Origin of the sequence: Streptomyces guryensis (genome assembly GCF_021261325.1) — a bacterium.
GTDB lineage: Bacteria > Actinomycetota > Actinomycetes > Streptomycetales > Streptomycetaceae > Streptomyces > Streptomyces guryensis.
This window is the reverse complement of sequence record NZ_JAJSBI010000001.1, coordinates 138,106-160,426: the sequence shown is the minus strand read 5'-3', so window position 1 is coordinate 160,426 and position 22,321 is coordinate 138,106. Positions and strand designations below refer to the sequence as shown.

General features: G+C 70.4%; 17 protein-coding genes and 1 pseudogene. 12 read left to right on the top strand and 6 right to left on the bottom strand.

Features of this window, described 5'->3' with window-relative positions; genetic code table 11:
* Window positions 1-4: 4 nt before the first annotated feature.
* Both LJ657_RS00730 and iolC read right to left on the bottom strand, forming a co-directional pair.
* The gene (locus LJ657_RS00730) at window positions 5-895 is read right to left on the bottom strand and encodes a Cgl0159 family (beta/alpha)8-fold protein (protein WP_232646118.1); all 891 of its coding nucleotides are present in this window, start codon (window positions 893-895) and stop codon (window positions 5-7) included.
* Window positions 892-1,842, bottom strand: coding sequence for a 5-dehydro-2-deoxygluconokinase (iolC, locus tag LJ657_RS00725; RefSeq protein ID WP_232646117.1), 951 nt, complete (start codon window positions 1,840-1,842; stop codon window positions 892-894). The genes LJ657_RS00730 and iolC overlap by 4 nt, the downstream gene beginning before the upstream one ends.
* 125 nt (window positions 1,843-1,967) lie before the next feature.
* On the opposite strand from iolC, the gene LJ657_RS00720 reads away from it, so the two are divergent.
* The 3 genes and pseudogenes from LJ657_RS00720 to LJ657_RS00710 form a co-directional block, all read left to right on the top strand.
* Window positions 1,968-2,888, top strand: coding sequence for a sugar phosphate isomerase/epimerase family protein (locus tag LJ657_RS00720; protein ID WP_232646116.1), 921 nt, complete (start codon window positions 1,968-1,970; stop codon window positions 2,886-2,888).
* A gap of 378 nt (window positions 2,889-3,266) precedes the next feature.
* Complete coding sequence (locus LJ657_RS00715; protein ID WP_232646115.1) at window positions 3,267-3,491, top strand: helix-turn-helix transcriptional regulator; 225 nt, start codon at window positions 3,267-3,269, stop codon at window positions 3,489-3,491.
* 61 nt (window positions 3,492-3,552) lie between these two features.
* Window positions 3,553-3,828 (top strand): annotated as a pseudogene (locus tag LJ657_RS00710) (GNAT family N-acetyltransferase); the annotation flags it as partial.
* On the opposite strand, the gene LJ657_RS00705 reads toward LJ657_RS00710, so the two are convergent.
* Together LJ657_RS00705 and LJ657_RS00700 are read right to left on the bottom strand one after the other, a co-directional pair.
* Window positions 3,809-4,852: a zinc-dependent alcohol dehydrogenase family protein gene (locus LJ657_RS00705; RefSeq protein ID WP_232646114.1), complete on the bottom strand. Its 1,044-nt coding sequence runs from the start codon at window positions 4,850-4,852 to the stop codon at window positions 3,809-3,811. The pseudogene LJ657_RS00710 and the gene LJ657_RS00705 sit on opposite strands and share 20 nt — an antisense overlap.
* A 79-nt stretch (window positions 4,853-4,931) precedes the next feature.
* Window positions 4,932-7,139: an MMPL family transporter gene (locus LJ657_RS00700; RefSeq protein WP_232646113.1), complete on the bottom strand. Its 2,208-nt coding sequence runs from the start codon at window positions 7,137-7,139 to the stop codon at window positions 4,932-4,934.
* 131 nt (window positions 7,140-7,270) lie between these two features.
* Between LJ657_RS00700 and LJ657_RS00695 the strand changes: the two genes are divergently transcribed.
* From LJ657_RS00695 to LJ657_RS00685, 3 genes are all read left to right on the top strand, one after another.
* Complete coding sequence (locus LJ657_RS00695) at window positions 7,271-7,942, top strand: TetR/AcrR family transcriptional regulator (RefSeq protein WP_232646112.1); 672 nt, start codon at window positions 7,271-7,273, stop codon at window positions 7,940-7,942.
* A 106-nt stretch (window positions 7,943-8,048) separates the two neighbouring features.
* Window positions 8,049-8,288 (top strand): heavy-metal-associated domain-containing protein, encoded by a 240-nt coding sequence (locus LJ657_RS00690; protein WP_232646111.1) that lies wholly within the window; start codon window positions 8,049-8,051, stop codon window positions 8,286-8,288.
* Window positions 8,289-8,308: 20 nt separating this feature from the next.
* Window positions 8,309-10,567, top strand: a complete 2,259-nt coding sequence (locus LJ657_RS00685) for a heavy metal translocating P-type ATPase (RefSeq protein WP_232646110.1) — start codon at window positions 8,309-8,311, stop codon at window positions 10,565-10,567.
* A 706-nt stretch (window positions 10,568-11,273) separates the two neighbouring features.
* Here LJ657_RS00685 and LJ657_RS00680 read toward each other — a convergent pair.
* A complete protein-coding gene (locus tag LJ657_RS00680) occupies window positions 11,274-12,563 on the bottom strand; it encodes a citrate synthase (RefSeq protein WP_232646109.1) in 1,290 nt (429 codons plus the stop codon).
* A gap of 263 nt (window positions 12,564-12,826) precedes the next feature.
* Window positions 12,827-15,079 (bottom strand): SF1B family DNA helicase RecD2, encoded by a 2,253-nt coding sequence (gene recD2, locus LJ657_RS00675; protein WP_232646108.1) that lies wholly within the window; start codon window positions 15,077-15,079, stop codon window positions 12,827-12,829.
* Window positions 15,080-15,343: 264 nt separating this feature from the next.
* Here recD2 and LJ657_RS00670 point away from each other — a divergent pair, with 264 nt between their 5' ends.
* From LJ657_RS00670 to rbsD, 6 genes are all read left to right on the top strand, one after another.
* On the top strand, window positions 15,344-15,982 hold the full coding sequence (locus LJ657_RS00670; protein ID WP_232646107.1) for a hypothetical protein: 639 nt from the start codon (window positions 15,344-15,346) through the stop codon (window positions 15,980-15,982).
* Between the two features lie 157 nt (window positions 15,983-16,139).
* The gene (locus tag LJ657_RS00665; RefSeq protein WP_232646106.1) at window positions 16,140-17,156 is read left to right on the top strand and encodes a LacI family DNA-binding transcriptional regulator; all 1,017 of its coding nucleotides are present in this window, start codon (window positions 16,140-16,142) and stop codon (window positions 17,154-17,156) included.
* Window positions 17,153-18,682, top strand: coding sequence for a sugar ABC transporter ATP-binding protein (locus LJ657_RS00660; protein ID WP_232646105.1), 1,530 nt, complete (start codon window positions 17,153-17,155; stop codon window positions 18,680-18,682). Before LJ657_RS00665 ends, LJ657_RS00660 begins: the two co-directional genes overlap by 4 nt.
* On the top strand, window positions 18,672-20,624 hold the full coding sequence (locus LJ657_RS00655) for an ABC transporter permease/substrate-binding protein (protein ID WP_232646104.1): 1,953 nt from the start codon (window positions 18,672-18,674) through the stop codon (window positions 20,622-20,624). Before LJ657_RS00660 ends, LJ657_RS00655 begins: the two co-directional genes overlap by 11 nt.
* Before the next feature lie 139 nt (window positions 20,625-20,763).
* On the top strand, window positions 20,764-21,666 hold the full coding sequence (locus LJ657_RS00650; RefSeq protein ID WP_232646103.1) for a ribokinase: 903 nt from the start codon (window positions 20,764-20,766) through the stop codon (window positions 21,664-21,666).
* Window positions 21,663-22,052 carry a D-ribose pyranase gene (gene rbsD, locus LJ657_RS00645; protein WP_232646102.1) on the top strand — a complete coding sequence of 130 codons (390 nt, stop codon included), beginning with the start codon at window positions 21,663-21,665 and terminating at the stop codon, window positions 22,050-22,052. The genes LJ657_RS00650 and rbsD overlap by 4 nt, the downstream gene beginning before the upstream one ends.
* The last annotated feature ends 269 nt before the right edge of the window (window positions 22,053-22,321 follow it).

The window sequence follows — 22,321 nt, the reverse complement described above, 5'->3', positions numbered from 1 at the left end:
GTCCTCACAGCAGTCCTACGGCGGTGTCCACGGCGGCGGCCACATCGCCGTCCGCCGGGTAGAGCAGCGAACGGCCGACGACCAGGCCGCGCACGGTGGGGAGCTGGAGGGCGCCGCGCCACTTCTCGTACGCCCCGGCTTGTTCCTCTGCGGAGCCGCCGACCTCGCCGCCGAGGAGGACGGCCGGGAGCGTGGAGGTCTCCATGACCTCGGCCATGTCGTCGGGGTTCTCGGTGACCGGCAGCTTGAGCCAGGTGTAGGCCGATGTGCCGCCCAGGCCGGAGGCGATGGCAATGGACTTGGTGACGGCCTCGGCGGACAGGTCGTTCTTCAGCCGGCCCTCGTCCGTGCGGCGGCTGATGAACGGCTCGACGAAGACGGGAAGCCCGCGCGCGGCCATGTCGTCGATGGCGCGGGCGGTGGACTCCAGCGTGGTGAGGGAGCCCGGGTCGTCGTAGTCGATGCGCAGGAGCAGCTTGCCGGCGTCGAAGCCGAGGCGCTCGATGTCCTCGGCGCGGTGGCCGGTGAAACGGTCGTCGAGCTCGAAGCGCGCGCCCTGGAGGCCGCCGCGGTTCATGGAGCCCATGACGACCCTGCCGTCGAGGGCGCCGAGCAGCAGCAGGTCGTCGAGGATGTCGGCGGTGGCGAGGACGCCGTCCACGCCGGGGCGGGAGAGCGCCAGGCAGAGGCGTTCCAGCAGGTCGGCGCGGTTGGCCATGGCGAGCCTGCGGTCGCCGACCCCGAGCGCGCCGCGCGCCGGGTGGTCGGCGGCGACGATCATCAGGCGGCCGGAGTCGCCCAGCAGCGGGCGGCGGGTGCGGCGGGCGGCGGCCTCGGCTATCGCCTCGGGGCGGTGGGCACGGATGCGGACGAGCTCCGCCACGTCGACGGTCACAGTACGGCCCCTGCGGAGAGCGCGGCCTCGATCTCGTCGGTGGTCGGCATGGCGGAGGAGCACTCCAGGCGTGAGGCGACAATCGCGCCGGCCGCGTTGGCGTGCCGCATGACCGTCTCCAGGTCCCAGCCCTCCAGCAGGCCGTGGCAGAGCGAACCGCCGAAGGCGTCGCCGGCGCCGAGACCGTTGAGGACGTTCACCGGGAGCGGCGGGACCTCGGCGGAATCGCCCTTGCTGTTGACGGCGAGGACGCCCTTGGGGCCCTGCTTGACGACGGCGAGTTCGACGCCCGCGTCCAGCAACGCCTGGGCGGCGGCCTGCGGTTCACGCACTCCGGTGGCGACCTCCACCTCGTCGAGGTTGCCGACCGCGACGGTGGTGTGGCGCAGGGCCTCTTTGTAGAAGGGCCGGGCGGAGGCGGGGTCGCCCCAGAACATGGGGCGCCAGTCGAGGTCGAAGACCGTCGTACCGGCCTTCGCCCGGTGGGCGAGCGCCGCCAGCGTCGCCGTACGGCTGGGCTCCTCGCTCAGGCCCGTGCCGGTGACCCAGAAGATCCGGGCGTCACGGATGGCGTCGAGGTCGAGCTCGTGCGCGTCTATCTCCAGGTCGGGGGCCTTGGGCTGCCGGTAGAAGTACAGCGGGAAGTCGTCGGGCGGGAAGATCTCGCAGAACGTGACCGGAGTGGGCAGGCCCGGTACCGGTGTGACCCAGCGGTCGTCGACGCCGAAGCCCCGCAGAGCCTCGTGCAGATAGGCGCCGAAAGGGTCGTCGCCGGTACGCGTGATCACCGCCGTACGGCGGCCGAGGCGCGCCGCGGCGACCGCCACGTTCGACGCCGAGCCGCCGAGGAACTTGCCGAAGCTCGTCACCTGCGGCAGCGGGACACCGGTCTGAAGCGGATACAGGTCCACTCCGATCCGCCCCATGGTGATCAGGTCGTACGCCATCGACTTCCCTTCGTTACGGCTCTCCCCGCGTTTTTAGCCCCGCACACGGAGCCCTGTCAATGTTTTGTCCAGACATTCGGACGACACCTTGACAGCGCTTACTACGGGCACGGAAGCTGGCCGGCATGACGTCGTTGTCACCCTCCTCTTCCGCACTGTCCCGCATCCGGATCGGGTCGGCTCCCGACTCCTGGGGTGTGTGGTTCCCCGACGACCCGCAGCAGGTTCCCTGGCAGCGCTTCCTCGACGAGGTCGCGCAGTCCGGCTACGAGTGGATCGAGCTGGGCCCGTACGGGTACCTGCCGACCGATCCGGCCGTCCTCACCGAGGAGACCTCCAGGCGTGGCCTGAAGGTCTCGGCGGGGACCGTCTTCACGGGCCTGCACCATGGCGAGGCGGTCTGGGAGAAGACCTGGGCGCACGTCGCGGACAACGCGGTGCTCGCACAGGCCATGGGCGCGTCCCACCTGGTGGTCATCCCGTCCTTCTGGCGGGACGACAAGACCGGTGAGGTGCTGGAGCCGGACACACTGACGGCCGAGCAGTGGCGGAACCTGACCTCGCTGACCGAGCGGCTCGGGCGGGAGGTGCGGGAGCGGTACGGGCTGCAGATCGTCGTCCATCCGCATGCCGACACTCATATCGACAGTGAGGAGAACGTCGTCCGCTTCCTGGACGGGACGGACTCCGGTCTGGTGTCGCTGTGCCTGGACACGGGGCACTACGCGTACTGCGGTGGGGACAGCGTCAAGCTGATCGAGACGTATGGGGAGCGGATCGGGTATCTGCACCTCAAGCAGGTGGACCCGGAGATTCTTGCGGATGTACGGGCCAAGGCGACGCCGTTCGGGCCGGCGGTCGCGCAGGGTGTCATGTGCGAACCCCCTGCCGGGGTGCCGGCGTTGGGACCCGTGCTGGAAGCTGCACAGAAGCTGGATGTGGATCTGTTCGCGATCGTCGAGCAGGACATGTATCCGTGCGAGCCGGACAAGCCGTTGCCGATTGCTCAGCGGACTCGGGCGTTTCTGCGGTCCTGCGGTGCGTGAGGGCGCCTGATCGTCTGCCGGGTTCTGTGCGATTGCGGCCCGCGGGTTCGTGGTGGCTTGTCGCGCCCACGCGGCGGAAGCCGCACATTGATACCGTCCCGCGCCCCTGGGGAGTCGCAGTCTCCCCTCGTGGCGATGTCAACGCACCACGCCTCTGAGCCCGCCCGCGCGTTTGCAGCACTCGTGTCACAAACACCCCTTTCCTGTCACGGGTGTCGCATGTTCGCGAGGCCTGCGTCACACCCGTCCCACAGCCCCTGCCCTCCGCTCACGCTCCGTCGTTGACCGGGCACAGATCTGTGATCGCCAGCGCAGCGCCCGGCTCCCCCGACGGCCGCCCCCGGCCGCCCCCGCGGTGCGCGCGGGGAGGTGCCACCCATGACCGACCGAAGGCTCTGGTCGTACAAGGAGATCGCGGCGCACATCAAGGTGCAGCCGGACACCGTGCGGTCCTACCGCAAGCACGGGCTGCTGCCGCCGCCCGACCACGTCGAGGGAGGCAAGCCCTTCTGGTACGCGGACACGGTCCGGGCCTGGGTCGCCTCCAGGCCCGGAAACCGCGGCCGCAGAGACGACGAGGCCCCTGACCGCCCGGTCTCCTGACCGCCCGGTCTCCTGGCCTCTTGAAAAGCACCTGTGCCCCACCTGACCAGTGGGGCACAGTCGTCCGCTCATCGGACCTCGCGGCCGGGACCGTGGCATCGGGACGGAGGCTGCCCGACTCATCGCCGGGTACGGCTTCGAGCAACTCGGGCTCCACCGGATCGGCTTGCACGTCCACGGCCACAACCATCGCGCACTGCGCGTCTACGAGAAGGTCGGATTCGTGGTCGAAGGGGTGCGACGGGAGGCCCGGTCGCGCGATGGCGAATGGGTCGACGAGGTGGTCATGGGCATCCTCGGCCGCGAGTGGGCCGCCCTCAGCTCCACGGCTCGATGACCGTCACGCCCGCTCCCGGCGCCGTCCCCATCGCCGCCAGCGCGTCGGGCGTCGCGTCCAGCGTGATCGTGGACGTGACCAGCAGGTCGGGGCGGAGCACGCCCGCGCGTACCAGCTCCAGCATCGGCGGGTAGGTGTGCGCCGCCATGCCGTGGCTGCCGAGGAGTTCGAGCTCCAGGGCGATCGCGCGGGCCATCGGGACGGGGGTCGTGCCGGTGGGCGACGGGAGCAGGCCCACCTGGATGTGCCGCCCCCGGCGGCGCAGGCCGTTCACGGAAGCAGCGCAGGTGGTGGGTGAGCCGAGGGCGTCGAGGGACAGGTGGGCGCCGCCGCCGGTCAGCTCGCGGATCGCCGCGGCCGTGTCGGGTGTCCGCATCGCGTCCACACACTCCGTCGCGCCGAACTTCCGCGCCAGGTCCAGGGCCTGCGGCGACACGTCCACCGCGACCACCCTCGCCCCCGATGCCGCCGCGATCATCACCGCGGACAGGCCCACGCCCCCGCAGCCGTGCACCGCGACCCACTCCCCCGCCGCCACCCGGCCCTGCTGCACCACCGCCCGGAACGCCGTGGCGAACCGGCAGCCCAGCCCTGCCGCAGTGGCGAACGACAGCCCCTGGGGTACGGTGACGAGGTTCACGTCGGCGTGGTCGAGCGCCACATACTGAGCGAACGAGCCCCAGTGGGTGAAGCCGGGCTGAGTCTGGCGCTCGCACACCTGCTGGTCGCCGGCCGCGCATGCCGCGCAGCCGCCGCAGGCGCAGACGAAGGGGACGGTGACGCGTTCGCCGGGGTGCCATCCGGTCACCCGGGTGCCCACCGCCTCGATGACACCGGCCAGTTCGTGGCCCGGGACGTGCGGGAGGGTGATGTCCGGGTCGTGGCCCTGCCAGCCGTGCCAGTCGCTTCGGCAGAGGCCGGTGGCCTCGACCCGGACGACCACTCCGTGGTCGGTGGGTCGAGGGTCGGCCAGCTCACATACCTCGGCCGGCTCCCCGTACTGCTCGAACACCACTGCCCGCATGTGCGCTCCCATCACCGTTTGTGTCTGCGGGGTCATCGTGGCTTGTCGCGCAGTTCCCCGCGCCCCTACAGGGCGCGTCTCAGCCCGGCGCTCCCACCTTGTCCCTGTTCTCCGCCGCGACCTCCGTCTGCTCGCTTTCCCCCTCGCTCAGACCGAACCGCTGATGGAACCTCCGCAGCGGCCCCGGCGCCCACCAGGTCGCCCGGCCCGTCAGCCGCATGACCGCGGGGACCAGAAGGCTCCGTACGATCATCGCGTCCATCAGCACCGCCAGGGCGATGCCGAGGCCGAGCATCTTGGTGTTGGTGACCCGGGAGGTCCCGATGGCCACCATCACCACCGCCAGGATCACCGCCGCCGCCGTGATCAGGCCGCCCGTGCGCTGCAGGCCGTGGCGGACGGCCTCGTTGTGGTCGCCCGTCCTGTCGTACTCCTCCTTGATGCGGGAGAGCAGGAAGACGCCGTAGTCCATGGAGAGGCCGAAGGCCACGCAGAACATCAGGACCGGCAGGGTGGTCTCTATGGAGCCGGGGCTGGTGAAGCCGAGCAGGCTGGACAGGTGGCCGTCCTGGAAGACCCAGACCACCGCGCCGAACATGGCGGTCAGACTGAGCGCGTTGAGTACCACCGCCTGGATCGGGATCAGCACGCTGCCGGTCAGGAGGAAGACCAGGAGCAGGGTGACGATCGCGATGAAGGCGGCCGCCCAGGGCAGGCGCTCGGCTATCGCGTGCTTGGAGTCGACCAGGACGGCCGCCGTGCCGGTCACCTTGGTGTCGAAGGGGGCGTCCGCGGCGCGCAGTTCACCCACCAGGCGCTGGGCCGCGTCGTCCACGGCCTCCCCCTTCGGCAGCACGGTGAAGTACGCCGACTCCCCCTTCACCAGCGGGCCGTCGACCCTCAGCACTCCGGGCAGATCAGCTATCCGGTCCTTGTAGGCGGTGTACTGGGCGGGAGTCGCCTTGCCCTCGGCGAGTACCTCCAGGCCGCCGCCGGGGCTGCCGGGGAAACCGTCGCGGATGTGCTCCTGGACCACGTGGGACTCCGCGGTCGAGGGCAGCTGGCGGTCGTCCGCGGTGCCGAACTTCACGCCGAGGAAGGGCAGTCCGAGGACGATCAGGACGGCGGTGGTCGCCACGGCGAAGAGCGGCGCCCTGCGCATCACGAGGGTCGCCGCGCGAGCCCAGGCCGTGCCCTCCTCGCCGGAGGTCTTCGGCATTCGTCCGCGCCGGAACAGGCGGCGCAGATCCAGGGAGTTGACCCGGTGTCCCAGCAGGACGAGGGCCGCCGGGAGCAGGATCAGGGCGGCCGCGGCGGCCAGCAGGACCACCGCTATGCCGGCGTATGCGAAGGACCGCAGGAAGTACTGCGGGAAGAGCAGCATCGCCGCAAGGGAGACCGCGACCGTGAGGGACGAGAAGAGGACGGTGCGGCCCGCTGTGCGCAGGGTGGTGCCCACCGCCGCCTTCGGTTCGGCGCCGGTGGACAGTTCCTCACGGAAGCGGCGGACGATGAACAGTGCGTAGTCGATGGCCAGGCCCAGGCCCAGGGCCGTGGTGAGGTTCATCGCGAAGACGGACACGTCCGTGAACTCCGTCAGTCCGCGCAGCACCGCGTTCGTGCCGAGGATCGCGACGATGCCGATGCCCAGCGGCAGCATTGCGGCGATCGCCGACCCGAAGACCATCACCAGCAGCAGGAGTGTCACCGGCAGGGCGATCATCTCGGCGCGGGTCAGGTCCTCCTTGATGATCGTCTGCATCTCGTGCCGCACGGCGACGAGCCCGCCGACCTTCACCTGCACTGGGCCGTGGGTGCCGCGGTAGTGGGGTGCGATGCGGTCCAGGGTGTCGCCCATCGCCTTCTCGTCACCCGTGATGTGCGCGGCGATCAGCGCCTCGTGGCCGTCCTCGGCCCGCAGAGCCGGCGCTTTCGACTGCCAGTAGGAGCCGACACCCATGACGCCTTTCTCACCGGCCAGGCGCGCGGTGAGGCTCTGTGCCTGGGCGGCGACGGCGGGGTCGTCCACCGAAGCGCGGCCCGAGTCGACGAGCAGCAGCAGGTTGGGCTGGGAGTCCGGGAACTCTCGCTCCAGTGCCTTGGTCGCATACGTCGACTGGGCGCCCGGGTCCTCCCAGCCGCCGCTGCCCAGTCGGTCGGCGACCCCGCTGCCGGCCAGCACGGCGAGCGCGGTGATGACCAGGGCCACCAGCAGCGACAGACGCGGGCGGGCGGTCACGAAACGGGTCCAGCCCCCGGGGCGCGGTGACTTGTTGACTTCGGTCATCGTGCGGTGTCCCCTTCACCGTGGAAACCATAGACTGGCAAACACGAGAGAGCGCTCGCGTTTCGCCTGAACCAAGAATGCGAGCGACCGCTCGTGTTTGTCAATCGCGTTCGGAGAACTGGGGATAACGCGTGCCCGACAACCCACAGAAGGAACAGCCGCGCCGCCGCCAGGCCCGCGGCGAGCGCCGCATCGCCCAGCTCCTGGAGGCCGCCGCCTCGGTCTTCTGCACCACCGGCTACACGGCCGCGAGCACCAATGCCATCGCCCGCGAGGCCGGCGTCTCGCCGGGCACGCTGTACCAGTTCTTCCCGAACAAGGAAGCGATCGCGATCGAGCTGGGGGACCGGCTGATGCACGAGATGCGGGAGGCGTACGGCGAGGCGCTCGCGCCGGTCGATCCGGCGACCCCGCTGGAGGAGGCCGTCGGGGCCGCCGTGGACCGGTTCATCGCCTTCAACTGCGATCACCCGGTGTTCTTCGCACTGATGCACGGCCCCGACATCCCCGGCCGGATCGCCGAGGAGCACGACGCCCTGCACGCGACCCTGGTCTCCCGGATCGAGGCCCTGCTGTTCTCACTCCTGCCGGACGCGCCCCCGGCCGACGTCACCCGCACCGCGCATGTCTGCCTCGGCGTGTACAAGGCGGGCCTGGAGCTGGTCCTCGCCCACCAGGGCGCCGAACGCGACGCGTACACCCGGGAGATCAAGAACGTGCTGATCCGCTATCTGGAGCCCCTGGTCGGCGACCGCCTGGGCGCCCCGGAGGACACCGGCGACACGACGACGCGCACCGCCTGACGGTCGCGCCCCTCCTTGGATGGGTACCCCCTAGGGGTATAGTGTGAGAGGTGGTGGGCCTCCCGAGGGCCCCCGCAGCCCCACACGCCTCGACGAGGAGAACGACATGACCGCCCAGACCGACACCCCGGGTACCGTCACCGCCGTCTACAAGGTGAGCGGTATGAGCTGCGGACACTGCGAGGGTTCCGTCTCCGGTGAGATCCGCGAGCTCCCCGGCGTCAGCTCGGTGACGGCCGTCGCCGCGTCCGGCGAGGTCACCGTCGTCTCCGCGGCCCCGCTCGACGAGGCGGCGGTGCGTGCCGCGGTGGACGAGGCGGGCTTCGAGCTCGTCGGCCAGGCCTGACGGAAGCGCGGGTACCCGGGATGAGCGGCACCACCACAGCGACACCGGCACCGATAGGCACGGCAGCGGACGCCTCCGAGGTCGAGCTGCTCATCGGCGGGATGACCTGCGCCTCCTGCGCGGCCCGTGTCGAGAAGAAGCTCAACCGCATGGGCGGCGTCACCGCCACGGTGAACTTCGCGACGGAGAAGGCGAAGGTCAGCTACCCCGCGGGCATCCAGGTCGCCGACCTGATCGCCACCGTGGTGAAGACGGGGTACACGGCCGAGGAGCCGCCCCCGCCGCAGCCGGAGCGCACCGCGCAGGAGCCCGCCGAGGACCCGGAACCGGCCTCCTACCGGCAGCGCTTCACCGTCTGCGCCCTGCTCGCACTCCCCGTCGTACTGCTGTCGATGATCCCGGCCCTGCAGTTCGACAACTGGCAGTGGCTGGCGCTCACGCTCGCCGCGCCCGTGGTCGTCTGGGGCGGGCTGCCCTTCCACGAGGCGGCCTGGACCAACGCCCGGCACGGCGCGGCGACCATGGACACTCTGGTCTCGGTCGGCACGCTGGCCGCGTTCGGCTGGTCGCTGTGGGCGCTGTTCTTCGGCGACGCGGGCATGCCGGGCATGCACGACGAGTTCCGGTTCACGGTCTCGCGTATGGACGGCGCCTCCACGATCTATCTGGAGGTCGCCGCCGGCGTCGTCGCCTTCATCCTGCTGGGCCGCTATCTGGAGGCCCGCTCCAAGCGGCGTGCGGGCGCGGCGCTCCGGGCGCTGCTGGAGCTGGGCGCCAAGGACGTGGCCGTACTGCGCGGGGGCCGTGAGACCCGTGTCCCCGTGTCCCAACTGGCCGTCGGGGACCGCTTCGTCGTTCGGCCCGGGGAGAAGATCGCGACCGACGGCACCGTCGTCGAGGGTGCGTCCGCCGTGGACGCCTCGATGCTGACCGGCGAGTCGGTGCCGGTGGACGTGGGCGTGGGCGATGCCGTCACCGGGGCCACGGTCAACGCCGGCGGGCGGCTGGTCGTCGAGGCCGCCCGGGTCGGCGCCGACACCCAGCTGGCGCGGATGGCGAAGCTGGTGGAGGACGCGCAGAACGGCAAGGCGGAGGTGCAGCGGCTGGCCGACCGGATCTCGGCGGTCTTCGTGCCCGTCGTCATGCTGATCGCCGTCGGCACCTTCGGGGTGTGGCTCGGCGTCACGGGCGACACCGCGGCCGCGTTCACGGCGGCCGTCGCGGTCCTGATCATCGCCTGCCCGTGTGCGCTGGGACTGGCCACCCCGACCGCACTGGTGGTCGGCACGGGGCGTGGCGCCCAGCTCGGCATCCTGATCAAGGGCCCGGAGGTCCTGGAGTCCACGCGCCGCGTCGACACCGTCGTACTCGACAAGACCGGAACGGTCACCACCGGCCGGATGACCCTGCACGAGGTGTACGTCGCCGCAGGCACCGACGAGAAGGAGGTACTGCGGCTCGCGGGCGCCGTCGAGCACGCCTCCGAGCATCCCGTCGCCCGGGCCATCGCCCTGGGCGCCGAGGAGCGGGCCGGGCGGCTGCCGGGGGTGGCGGAATTCGAGAACGTGCCCGGCCGGGGCGTACGCGGCCGTGTGGAGGGCCGTGACGTGGCCGTGGGGCGGCTGGCCGAGTACACCGCCGAGCTGCCTCAGGAGCTGGCAGACGCGAAGGACGCGGCCGAGAAGGACGGACGGACCGCCGTCGTGGTCGGCTGGGACGGAGTGGCACGCGGTGTCATCGCCGTCGCCGACGCGGTCAAGGAGACCAGCGCCCGGGCGGTGCGCGAGCTGCGCGCGCTGGGGCTCACGCCGGTGCTGCTGACCGGGGACAACCGGGCGGTCGCTGAGGCGGTGGCGCGCGAGGTCGGGATCGATCAGGTGATCGCGGAGGTCCTGCCCGAGGACAAGGTGGCGGCCGTACGGCGGTTGCAGGCCGAGGGACGGACGGTCGCCATGGTCGGCGACGGGGTCAACGACGCGGCCGCGCTGGCCACCGCCGATCTGGGCCTGGCGATGGGGACCGGGACGGACGCGGCCATCGAGGCGGGCGATCTGACGCTCGTGCGCGGCGATCTGCGGGTCGCCGCGGACGCGATCCGGCTCTCCCGCAGGACGCTGGCCACGATCAAGGGCAACCTGGTGTGGGCCTTCGGCTACAACGTGGCCGCGCTGCCGCTGGCCGCCGCCGGCCTGCTGAATCCGATGATCGCCGGGGCCGCGATGGCCTTCTCGTCGGTGTTCGTCGTGACGAACAGCCTTCGCCTGCGGACGTTCCGTTGAACCGCGGCGAGGTTACCGGCGGTTAGTCGAAGTCGAGGTGAGAGCACCTCTGGAGTCCGGCGCCAGCCTCACATAAGCTCTTCACAAGGCTCGCGCATCATCCTTACGCTTGGGCACCGATCGCTGTATCGGGGCTCTTGCGTATCTAAAGGACATATGCAAGAGACGCAGATCACAGTGATGTGAACGTAACCATCGAAGGGGTTCGAAGGTCTAAGTTGACGATGTCAGGCAGCGTCTTGGGGGGCGTTTCCTGGCATCTGAGGATGTCTTGGGGGACTTCCTCAGAGTTGCGTTGCCGGGGCCACGTACACCGGGGTGCTTTGAGCGGCCCTCCCGAGCGTGCGTTGTCCCGGCAGACCGCACCACCATGAGTACGGCGAGTTTTGCTCATTCTGCTCAACTCTCGCCGCACTCGACAGCGATTCAGGCGCTGTCTTCGCAGACGCCCGGCCGGATCCCGTGGGGGGAATCCGCACCGGGACATGGGAAGGCGCCCTGGACGTCGGCCCGTGGGGGGACCGGCGCCAGGGCGCCTTCTGTTTTGTCTCAGCCGCCGGGAGCGCGCTTACCCCTATGGCTCGCAGCAGCCGCCCGAGGGCGCAGGGAACTGCGCGGGGACTTGCTCGGCCAACCACGACGGCCCGCAGTCGCCCACGCACCGTCAGCGGCGAGTTCTTGGGCGAGGCGCCCCCACCGGCAGGTGTCAGCGCTCCTCGACGGGGACGAAGTCCCGCTCCACCACGCCCGTGTAGATCTGGCGGGGGCGGCCGATGCGGGAGCCAGGCTCCTTGATCATCTCGTGCCACTGGGCGATCCAGCCCGGGAGGCGGCCGAGGGCGAACAGGACCGTGAACATCTCGGTCGGGAAGCCCATGGCGCGGTAGATCAGGCCCGTGTAGAAGTCCACGTTCGGGTAGAGGTTGCGCTGGACGAAGTAGTCGTCCGAGAGCGCGTGCTCCTCCAGCTTGAGCGCGATGTCCAGCAGCTCGTCGGACTTGCCGAGGGCCGAGAGGACGTCGTGCGCCGCCGCCTTGATGATCTTCGCGCGCGGGTCGAAGGACTTGTACACCCGGTGGCCGAAGCCCATCAGGCGGACGCCGTCCTCCTTGTTCTTCACCTTGCGGATGAAGGAGTCGACGTCGCCGCCGCCCGCCTGGATGCCCTCGAGCATCTCCAGGACGGACTGGTTGGCGCCGCCGTGCAGCGGGCCCCAGAGGGCGTTGATGCCGGCCGAGATCGACGCGAACATGTTCGCCTGCGAGGAGCCGACCAGGCGGACCGTGGACGTCGAACAGTTCTGCTCGTGGTCCGCGTGCAGGATCAGCAGCTTGTCGAGGGCGGCGACGACGACCGGGTCGAGGTCGTACTCCTGTGCCGGGACCGAGAAGGTCATGCGCAGGAAGTTCTCGACGTAGCCGAGGTCGTTGCGCGGGTAGACGAACGGGTGACCGATCGACTTCTTGTACGCGTACGCCGCGATCGTCGGGAGCTTCGCGAGCAGACGGATCGTCGAGAGGTTGCGCTGCTTCTCGTCGAACGGGTTGTGGCTGTCCTGGTAGAACGTGGACAGCGCCGAGACGACCGACGACAGCATGGCCATCGGGTGGGCGTCGCGCGGGAAGCCCTTGTAGAAGTTCTTGACGTCCTCGTGCAGCAGGGTGTGCTGCGTGATGTCGTTCTTGAACACGGAGAGCTCGTCGACGGTCGGAAGCTCGCCGTTGATCAGCAGGTAGGCGACCTCCAGGAAGGTGGAGCGCTCAGCCAGCTGCTCGATCGGGTAGCCGCGGTACCGGAGGATGCCCGCCTCGCCGTCGAGGTAGGTGACGGCGGATTTATAGGCAGCGGTGTTCCCGTAGCCGCTGTCCAGGGTCACCAGCCCGGTCTGGGCGCGGAGCTTCCCGATGTCGAAGCCCTTGTCGCCGACGGTGCTGTCGATCACCGGGTAGGTGTACTCGCCGTCGCCGTACCGCAGTACTACAGAGTTGTCGCTCACGTCTTCCCTCACCGACGTAGTGCCTCATCTTCGAGGTTGCCCTGACTGTCTCTACCATCCCCCAATTGGCTCAGGAGAGTGCACTCGGGGTCGACCATCGGGCCTATTGACGGCACTGAGTGCCGCCAACTTGCTCATCCTGCCCCCTTGATTCCCCATCCGGAAGTGCTCTGTGACCTTCACGACTCATTTGATCGATCATTTTTCGTGATGCCTGTCTCAAACCTGCCCCGGGATCGGCCGCGCAGGGGGCGCTGGAACTCTCACAGGGGTCTTGGGGAGAGCCGGAAGTCGAGGGCCGTGCAGCGCCGGCCCGCCGACACCGTGCGCACCGCCTGGCCGATCGCCTTGCGTGAACCGACCAGGACGACCAGCTTCTTGGCCCTGGTCACCGCCGTGTACAGCAGGTTCCGCTGGAGCATCATCCACGCGCCGGTGGTGACCGGGATCACCACGGCGGGATATTCACTCCCCTGGGAGCGGTGAATGGTGACCGCGTACGCGTGGGCCAGCTCGTCCAGTTCGTCGAACTCGTACGGGACCTCCTCGTCCTCGTCCGTCAGCACCGTCAGGCGCTGGTCGACCGGGTCGAGCGAGGTGACCACGCCGACGGTGCCGTTGAAGACACCGTTCTTGCCCTTCTCGTAATTGTTGCGAATCTGGGTGACCTTGTCGCCCACGCGGAAGACCCGGCCGCCGAACCGCTTCTCGGGCAGATCGGGGCGGCCGGGGGTGATGGCCTGCTGGAGCAGGCCGTTGAGGTTGCCGGCGCCTGCCGGGCCGCGGTGCATGGGCGCGAGGACCTGCACGTCCCGGCGCGGGTCGAGCCCGAACTTGGCCGGAATTCGACGGGCCGCGACGTCCACCGTGAGCCGCCCCGCCTCCTCCGTCTCGTCCTCGACGAAGAGGAAGAAGTCCTTCATGCCGTCGGTGACCGGGTGGTGGCCGGAGTTGATCCGGTGCGCGTTCGTCACGACTCCCGACTGCTGGGCCTGGCGGAACACGCGCGTGAGGCGCACGGCGGGGATCGGGCCGCCGTCGGCGAGCAGGTCGCGCAGCACCTCGCCGGCTCCCACGCTGGGCAGTTGGTCGACGTCTCCGACGAAGAGGAGGTGGGCGCCCGGCGGGACCGCTTTCACCAGCTTGTTGGCGAGCAGCAGATCCAGCATGGATGCCTCGTCGACGACCACCAGGTCGGCGTCGAGCGGGCGGTCCTTGTCGTACGCCGCGTCGCCGCCGGGCTTCAGCTCCAGGAGACGGTGGACGGTGGACGCCTCGGCCCCGGTGAGCTCGGCCAGCCGTTTGGCGGCGCGGCCCGTGGGGGCGGCCAGGACCACCCTCGCCTTCTTGGCGCGGGCCAGCTCCACGATCGAGCGGACCGTGAAGGACTTGCCGCAGCCGGGGCCGCCGGTCAGCACGGCGACCTTCTTGGTCAGCGCCAGCCTGACGGCGGCCTCCTGCTCGGGTGCGAGCTCGGCGCCCGTACGGTCCTTCAGCCAGGCCAGCGCCTTGTCCCAGGCCACGTCGTGGAAGCCGGGCATCCGGTCCTCGTCGGTGCGCAGCAGGCGCAACAGCTGGGCGGAGAGGGAGAGTTCGGCGCGGTGGAAGGGGACCAGGTACACGGCCGTCACCGGGTCGCCGCCGTCCGGGCCGGGCACCTTCTCACGTACGACACCGGGGTCCTCGCCGTCCTCGGGCGGCTGTGCGAGCTCGGCGAGGCACTCGATGACCAGGCCCGTGTCGACCTGCAGCAGCTTCACCGCGTCGGCGATCAACCGCTCCTCGGGGAGGTAGCAGTTGCCCTGGTCGGTGGCTTGGGAAAGGGCGTACTGGAGACCGGCCTTCACCCGCTCGGGGCTGTCGTGCGGGATGCCGACGGACTGGGCGATCTTGTCGGCGGTGAGGAAGCCGATGCCCCAGACGTCGGAAGCGAGGCGGTAGGGCTGGTTCTTCACGACCGAGATCGAGGCGTCGCCGTACTTCTTGTAGATGCGCACGGCGATGGAGGTGGACACCTCCACGGTCTGGAGGAAGAGCATGACCTCCTTGATCGCCTTCTGCTCCTCCCAGGCGTCGGCGATCTTCTTCGTGCGTTTCGGACCGAGGCCGGGGACCTCGATGAGCCGTTTCGGCTCCTCCTCGATGATCTGGAGGGTGTCCAGGCCGAAGTGCTGGGTGATGCGGTCGGCGAAGACGGGGCCGATGCCTTTGACCAGGCCTGAGCCGAGGTAACGGCGGATTCCCTGGACGGTGGCCGGGAGCAGTGTCGTGTAGTTCTCGACGGTGAACTGCTTCCCGTACTGCGGGTGGGACCCCCAACGGCCCTCCATGCGCAGGGACTCCCCCACCTGGGCACCGAGGAGCGCGCCGACGACCGTGAGGAGGTCGCCGGCTCCTCTGCCGGTGTCGACCCGGGCGACCGTGTAGCCGTTCTCCTCGTTGGCGTAGGTGATCCGCTCCAGTACGCCGTCCAACGTCGCCAGTCGGCGGTCCGCGTCTGCCTCTTGCCTGGACATGATCCGACGGTACCGGCCGGCTCTGACAGCGGGAGCAGCTCCCGCCCTCCAGCCTGATCACCGACTTGTCAAAACCATGTGATCCGCTCCAGTACGCCTTCGAGCAGGGCGAGCCGCTGTTCGCCCGTGGGGTTCCCCGTCTGTCGAGCCATGATCCGACGGTACCGGCCCGCACTGACACGGCGGAGGGCCGTGGAGACAGGACCTGGTTGTCGGACCCTCCCGTTAGCGTGGGCGGCCACCGTACTCGAGGGGGCCCGCATCATGAGTGTTCATCCTGGCGTGGAGGCGCTGCTCCGGATCGTTCCCGACACGCACCGGGGCGAGGAGCGCGTCGACTGGGCGGCAGCTCGGACCGAGTTGGGGACGGGGCTGCCGAGCGACTACCGGTCGCTGCTGGACACCTACGGCGTGGGTGACATCGACGAGTTGATGATCCTTCCGCCACTGTCCGTCGACGTCCCCGATCTGCAGAGCTGGCACATCGGGGCCGTGGCTCCGGGCTTTCGCGCGCTCTGGGAGGAGGGAGGCGGGGTCCCGGGGGTCACCGAGAGCGCGGAGGCCGTCCTTCCCTGGGGGAGCGGGTGCAACGCCAACGAGATGGGGTGGCTCACCGCGGACGCGGACCCGGACAAGTGGCCGGTCGTGGTCTGGCGCCGGCACGGCGGCGGCCCCGCGAACCCGCACCACTGGGCGATCTTCGACTGCGGCATGGTGGAGTTCCTCAACCGGACGATGCGCGCGGAGTTCGACGAGTGCCCGCTGAGCGACGCGTCGCTGTGGGGCAGCCCGGGGACATTCGTGAGCTGGCGCGAGCAGCGCCGTCGGCTGGTCGCCGGGCTCGACCCCATGACCGGGGAGCCGGACCCGTACGCCGACATGTATCCGATCACCGACGACTGAGCGGGGCCACCGCGCCCTCCCGGCCCCGGCGCTTGCGGGCCCCTTCATCACGATCGCGTCTCGGGCCCGGCCGAGGTCTTGATTCTCCGCCGTGTAATCGATTCCAATCGCCGGTACGAAGTCGATGTAATCGATTCCACGAGGAGGTGGAGCGGCGATGGCGAGCATCAAGGACGTCGCTGCCGAGGCGGGGGTGTCCGTCGCCACGGTGTCGCGCGTCCTGAACGACCATCCGTCGGTCAGCGCTGACGCACGCACGCGCGTACTGGCCGCCGTCGAGGCGCTGGGCTACCGCCCGAACGCCGTCGCCCGTTCCCTGCGCACGGACCAGACCCACACCCTCGGCCTGGTCATCAGCGACGTGATGAACCCCTACTTCACCGAACTGGCCCGCTCCGTCGAGGAGGAGGCCCGCGCGCTCGGCTACAGCGTCATCATCGGCAACGCCGACGAACGGCCCGACCTGCAGGACCACCACGTACGGAACCTGCTGGACCGCCGTATCGACGGCCTGCTGGTCTCCCCCACCGACGGCGGCTCGCCGCTCATGCTGGACGCCGCGCGCTCGGGGACGCCGATGGTGTTCGTGGACCGGTGGATCCCCGGCGTCGAGGTGCCGGTGGTGCGGGCGGACGGGCGGGCCGCCGTGCGGGACCTCGTCGCGCATCTGCACGGCCTGGGGCACCGCAGGCTCGCCATCATCGCGGGACCCGCGGCCACCACCACCGGCCGGGAGCGCGTGGAGGCCTTCCGGGAGGCGCTCGGCGCGTACGGACTGGACCTCCCCGAGGCGTACATCGGGCAGGGCGACTTCCAGGCCGAGAGCGGGCGGCGGGTCACCGAGGGCTTCCTCGACCTGCCCGAGCCGCCCGAGGTCGTGTTCGCCGCCGACAACCTGATGGCGCTCGGTGCGCTGGACGCCGTACGCGCGCGTGGGCTGCACGTTCCCGAGGACCTCGCGCTGGCCGCCTTCGACGACATCCCGTGGTTCGTGCACACCGATCCGCCGATCACCGCGGTCGCCCAGCCCACGGGCGAGCTGGGCCGGGCCGCCGTGCGCGCCCTGGTCGACCGCATCGAGGGGCGGCCCGCGCGGTCCGTCACCCTCGCCGCCCGTCTCGTCGTACGCCGCTCGTGCGGTGAGAACCCCGCTGAGAACAGGAGCCGCTTGTGAGCAACCCGGACGAGTTGCTGCGCATCGAGGGCATACGGAAGACCTTCCCGGGCGTGGTCGCGCTGGACGGCGTCGACTTCGACCTGCGCCGGGGCGAGGTGCATGTGCTGCTCGGTGAGAACGGCGCGGGCAAGAGCACGCTGATCAAGATGCTCTCCGGCGCCTACACCCCCGACGCCGGGCGGATCCTGGTCGGCGGCGAGGAGGTGCGCATCCATGGCGCGCAGGACTCCGAGCGCCTCGGGTTCGCCACCATCTACCAGGAGTTCAACCTCGTACCCGACCTCACGGTCGCCGAGAACATCTTCCTGGGGCGGCAGCCGCGCCGCTTCGGGATGATCGACCGGAAGACGATGGAGGCGGACGCCGAGGTCCTGCTGAAGCGTGTCGGCGTCAGTGTGTCGCCACGCGCGCGTGTGCGCGAACTCGGCATCGCGCGCCTCCAGATGGTCGAGATCGCCAAGGCACTGAGCCTGGACGCGCGCGTGCTGATCATGGACGAGCCGACCGCCGTGCTCACCTCCGAGGAGGTCGAGAAGCTCTTCGCGATCGTGCGCAAGCTGCGCGAGGACGGGGTCGGGATCGTCTTCATCACGCATCACCTGGAGGAGATCGCCGCCCTGGGCGACCGGGTGACGGTGATCCGGGACGGGAAGAGCGTCGGGCAGGTCCCCGCCGCCACCCCCGAGGACGAGCTCGTACGCCTCATGGTGGGCCGTTCGATCGAGCAGCAGTACCCGCGCGAACGGGCCGACACGGGCGCCGCGTTGCTGTCCGTCGAGGGACTCACGCGTGACGGCGTCTTCCATGACGTCGGTTTCCAGGTGCACGCCGGTGAGGTCGTCGGCATCGCGGGCCTGGTCGGAGCCGGCCGTACGGAGGTCGTGCGCGCCGTGTTCGGCGCGGATCCGTACGACAAGGGGGCCGTGCGGGTCGCCGGGGCCGAGGTGCGGCGGGGCGACGTCAACGCCGCCATGGCGGCCGGCATCGGCCTGATCCCCGAGGACCGCAAGGGCCAGGGCCTGGTCCTCGACGCGTCGGTCGAGGAGAACCTCGGCCTGGTGACGCTGCGGAAGGCCACGCGCGCGGGGCTCGTCGATCTCAGGGGCCAGCGCGAGGCCGCCGCCCGGGTCGCCGGGCGGCTCGGCGTGCGGATGGCCGGACTCGGCCAGCACGTACGGACGTTGTCCGGCGGCAACCAGCAGAAGGTCGTCATCGGCAAGTGGCTGCTCGCCGACACCAAGGTGCTGATCCTCGACGAGCCGACGCGCGGAATCGACGTCGGCGCCAAGGTCGAGATCTACCAGCTGATCAACGAACTCACGGCCGCGGGCGCCGCCGTACTGATGATCTCCAGCGATCTCCCGGAGGTCCTCGGCATGAGCGACCGGGTGCTGGTGATGGCCCAGGGCCGGATCGCGGGCGAACTCGCCGCCGACGAGGCCACCCAGGACGCCGTGATGGCGCTCGCCGTAAGCACACCTACGACACCCACGCACGAAACGGAGGCCACCCGTGGCCACTGACACGCTCAAGAGCACGACGGGCGCGGGTGGCGCCACGGGCGGCCTGCGCCGCCTTCTGCTCGACAACGGCGCGCTGACCGCGCTGATCGTCCTCGTCATCGCGATGTCGGCGCTGTCCGGCGACTTCATGACGGCGGACAACCTCCTGAACGTCGGCGTCCAGGCGGCCGTCACCGCCATCCTCGCCTTCGGCGTCACCTTCGTGATCGTCTCGGCGGGCATCGACCTGTCGGTGGGCTCGGTGGCCGCCCTGTCCGCCACCGTCCTTGCCTGGAGCGCCACTTCGCAGGGCCTGCCGGTAGCGCTGGCGGTGGTGTTGGCGATCGCCACCGGTATCGCCTGCGGCTTGGTCAACGGCTTCCTGATCTCGTACGGCAAGCTGCCGCCGTTCATCGCAACGCTCGCCATGCTGTCGGTGGGCCGCGGCCTGTCCCTGGTGATCTCGCAGGGCTCCCCCATCGCCCTCCCCGGCTCGGTCTCGCACCTCGGGGACACGCTCGGCGGGTGGCTGCCGGTGCCGGTGCTGGTCATGGTCGTCATGGGCCTGATCACGGCGCTCGTACTGGGCCGGACGTACATCGGCCGCTCGATGTACGCGATCGGCGGCAACGAGGAGGCGGCGCGCCTGTCCGGCCTGCGGGTGAAGAGGCAGAAGCTCGCGATCTACGCCTTCTCCGGGCTGTTCGCGGCGGCCGCGGGCATCGTGCTCGCCGCCCGGCTGTCCTCCGCACAGCCGCAGGCCGCGCAGGGCTACGAGCTGGACGCCATCGCGGCGGTCGTCATCGGCGGCGCCTCGCTGGCCGGTGGCACCGGCAAGGCGTCCGGCACCCTGATCGGCGCACTGATCCTGGCGGTGCTGCGCAACGGCCTCAACCTCCTGTCCGTGTCCGCGTTCTGGCAGCAGGTCGTCATCGGTGTCGTGATCGCGCTGGCGGTGCTGCTCGACACCGTGCGGCGCAAGGCCGGAGCCACCCCGGTGGCGGCCGGTGCGTCAGGCGGCGGCAAGGGCCGGCAGGCGGCGACCTACGTGCTCGCGGCCGTGGTCGCGGCGGCCGTCGTCGGGGCCATGTCCTTCCTGCACAGCGGTTCGTCGGCGGCCAAGGACCAGAAGATCGGTCTGGCGCTGTCGACCCTCAACAACCCCTTCTTCGTGCAGATCCGCGCCGGGGCGCAGCAGGAGGCCAGGAAGCTGGGCGTCGACCTGACCGTCACCGACGCGCAGAACGACGCCTCCCAGCAGGCCAACCAGCTGCAGAACTTCACCAGCGAGGGCCTGGGCACGATCATCGTCAACGCGGTGGACTCCGACGCGGTGACACCGGCGGCGAAGGCCGTGAACAAGGCGGGCATCCCGCTGGTGGCCGTCGACCGCGCCGTCAACAACGCGGACACCGCCGCGCTCGTCGCCTCCGACAACGTCACCGGCGGCAGGCTCGCCGCCAAGTCCCTCGCGGACCGGCTCGGCGGCAAGGGCACCATCGTGGTGCTGCAGGGCCAGGCGGGCACCTCCGCCAGCCGCGAGCGCGGCGCGGGCTTCACCGCGGGCCTCAAGGCCTACCCGGGCATCAAGGTCGTCGCCGAGCAGCCCGCCGACTGGGACCGCACCAAGGGCCTGGACGTGATGACGAACCTCCTGCAGGCCCACCCCGACGTCGACGGCGTCTTCGCGGAGAACGACGAGATGGCGCTGGGCGCGATCAAGGCCCTGGGCGGCAAGGCCGGAAAGTCCGTCGCGGTCATCGGCTTCGACGGCACCCCGGACGGGCTGAGCGCTGTGAAGGCGGGCACGCTTTACGCGTCGGTAGCCCAGCAGCCGACGGAACTCGGCAGAATCGCCGTACAGAACGCGCTGAAGGTCGCCGAGGGCAAGAAGGTCACGAAGTCGGTGATGGTGCCGGTGAAGGTGGTCACGAAGGAGAACGTGGCCGGCTTCAGCGGCTGAGAACCGGCCGACGACACGGCGACATGGGGAAGAGGTGGGCGGTCGTCGCCCGGGTGCCGGGGGTTGCACAGGTGGTTGCCCGGTGGCGACGGACGCCCGCCTCAGGTCATCTCTCATCATCTCTCAGGGGAGTCATTTGATGTACGACTACGACCTGCTGGTCGTGGGATCCGCCAACGCCGACCTGGTGATCGGCGTCGAGCGGCGGCCGGGCGCAGGCGAGACGGTGCTCGGCTCCGACCTGGCCGTCCATCCGGGTGGCAAGGGCGCGAACCAGGCCGTCGCCGCCGCCCGCCTCGGGGCCCGTACGGTCCTGCTGGCCCGGGTGGGCGACGACGCGTACGGCCGGCTGCTCCTCGACTCGCAGCAGGCGGCCGGTGTCGACACCGTGGGGGTGCTGGTGGGCGGGGCGCCGACGGGGGTCGCGCTCATCACCGTCGACCCGTCCGGGGACAACAGCATCGTGGTGTCGCCGGGTGCGAACGGCCGGCTGACCCCGCAGGACGTCCGGACCGCCGCGAGCCTCTTCCTGGCCTCGCGGGTGGTCTCGACCCAGCTGGAGATCCCGCTGGAGTCGGTCGTGGAGGTGGTACGGAATCTGGCGCCGGACAACCGCTTCGTGCTGAACCCGTCCCCGCCACGGCCGCTGCCGCCCGAGGTGCTGGCGGCCTGCGACCCGCTGATCGTCAACGAGCACGAGGCGAAGGTGGTCCTCGGTGACGCGTGTGTCTCCGACCGCCCGGAGGACTGGGCGCGGCTGCTGCTCGCCAAGGGCCCGCGCTCGGTCGTGGTCACCCTGGGCGCGGAGGGCGCGCTGGTGGCTTCGTCGGCCGGGGTGACGCGGGTGCCTCCGGTGAAGGTGGACGCCGTGGACACGACGGGTGCGGGCGACGCGTTCACGGCGGCGCTGGCGTTCCGGCTGGGGTCGGGCGCGTCCCTCGCGGACGCCGCGACGTACGCGGCCCGCGTCGGCGCGGCCGCCGTCACCAAGGAGGGCGCGCAGGTGTCCTTCCCGACGGCAGAGGAGGTCGACGCCCTGTGAAGAAGACGGGAATCCTGAACCGTCATCTCTCCGGCGCGCTGGCCGAACTGGGCCACGGGGACGGGGTGCTGGTGTGCGACGCGGGCATGCCGATACCGCCGGGTCCGCGGGTCGTGGACCTGGCGTTCCGCGCCGGGGTGCCGTCCTTCGCGGAGGTGGTCGACGGTCTGCTGGCGGAGCTGGTGGTGGAGGGCGCGACGGCGGCGGCCGAGGTACGGGAAGCGAACCCGGCGGCTTCGGAGCTGCTGGACGGCCGCTTCCCCGGGCTGGACCTGGTCCCGCACGAGCGGCTCAAGGAGCTGTCGGGGGGCGCGCGGCTGGTCGTACGGACGGGGGAAGCGCGGCCGTACGCGAATGTGCTGCTGCGCTGTGGGGTGTTCTTCTGAGGACGTCCGGAAGGCGGAAGGCGCACAAATTCGAGGGGGCCCGGTCCTGGACCGGGCCCCCTCGGCTTTTCCCCTCCAACATCAGAACCCCCGCGATCCCCCCAGATCCCCCTCCGAGAAGTCCTGATGCCAAGTACGACCGGCGAGGTGGGGGAAGGGTTGTACGGCGTCTTGAGAATTTTTCGGCGCCGCGGAGAAGGGCCCGTATGGGGGCTCTGTGCAGGCGTCGTAGGGAGGTTCCGTGCAGCCTTGGGGCGAGGCTGGGCTAG

What these genes read in the sequence shown, in the direction of transcription:
- recD2 (WP_232646108.1), bottom strand. Translation starts at nt 15,079, where the DNA reads ATGTCCAGGCAAGAGGCAGACGCGGACCGCCGACTGGCGACGTTGGAC.
- LJ657_RS00700 (WP_232646113.1), bottom strand. Translation starts at nt 7,139, where the DNA reads ATGACCGAAGTCAACAAGTCACCGCGCCCCGGGGGCTGGACCCGTTTC.
- LJ657_RS00705 (WP_232646114.1), bottom strand. Translation starts at nt 4,852, where the DNA reads ATGCGGGCAGTGGTGTTCGAGCAGTACGGGGAGCCGGCCGAGGTATGT.
- LJ657_RS00685 (WP_232646110.1), top strand. Translation starts at nt 8,309, where the DNA reads ATGAGCGGCACCACCACAGCGACACCGGCACCGATAGGCACGGCAGCG.
- LJ657_RS00650 (WP_232646103.1), top strand. Translation starts at nt 20,764, where the DNA reads ATGTACGACTACGACCTGCTGGTCGTGGGATCCGCCAACGCCGACCTG.
- LJ657_RS00720 (WP_232646116.1), top strand. Translation starts at nt 1,968, where the DNA reads ATGACGTCGTTGTCACCCTCCTCTTCCGCACTGTCCCGCATCCGGATC.
- LJ657_RS00690 (WP_232646111.1), top strand. Translation starts at nt 8,049, where the DNA reads ATGACCGCCCAGACCGACACCCCGGGTACCGTCACCGCCGTCTACAAG.
- LJ657_RS00715 (WP_232646115.1), top strand. Translation starts at nt 3,267, where the DNA reads ATGACCGACCGAAGGCTCTGGTCGTACAAGGAGATCGCGGCGCACATC.
- LJ657_RS00665 (WP_232646106.1), top strand. Translation starts at nt 16,140, where the DNA reads ATGGCGAGCATCAAGGACGTCGCTGCCGAGGCGGGGGTGTCCGTCGCC.
- LJ657_RS00670 (WP_232646107.1), top strand. Translation starts at nt 15,344, where the DNA reads ATGAGTGTTCATCCTGGCGTGGAGGCGCTGCTCCGGATCGTTCCCGAC.
- iolC (WP_232646117.1), bottom strand. Translation starts at nt 1,842, where the DNA reads ATGGCGTACGACCTGATCACCATGGGGCGGATCGGAGTGGACCTGTAT.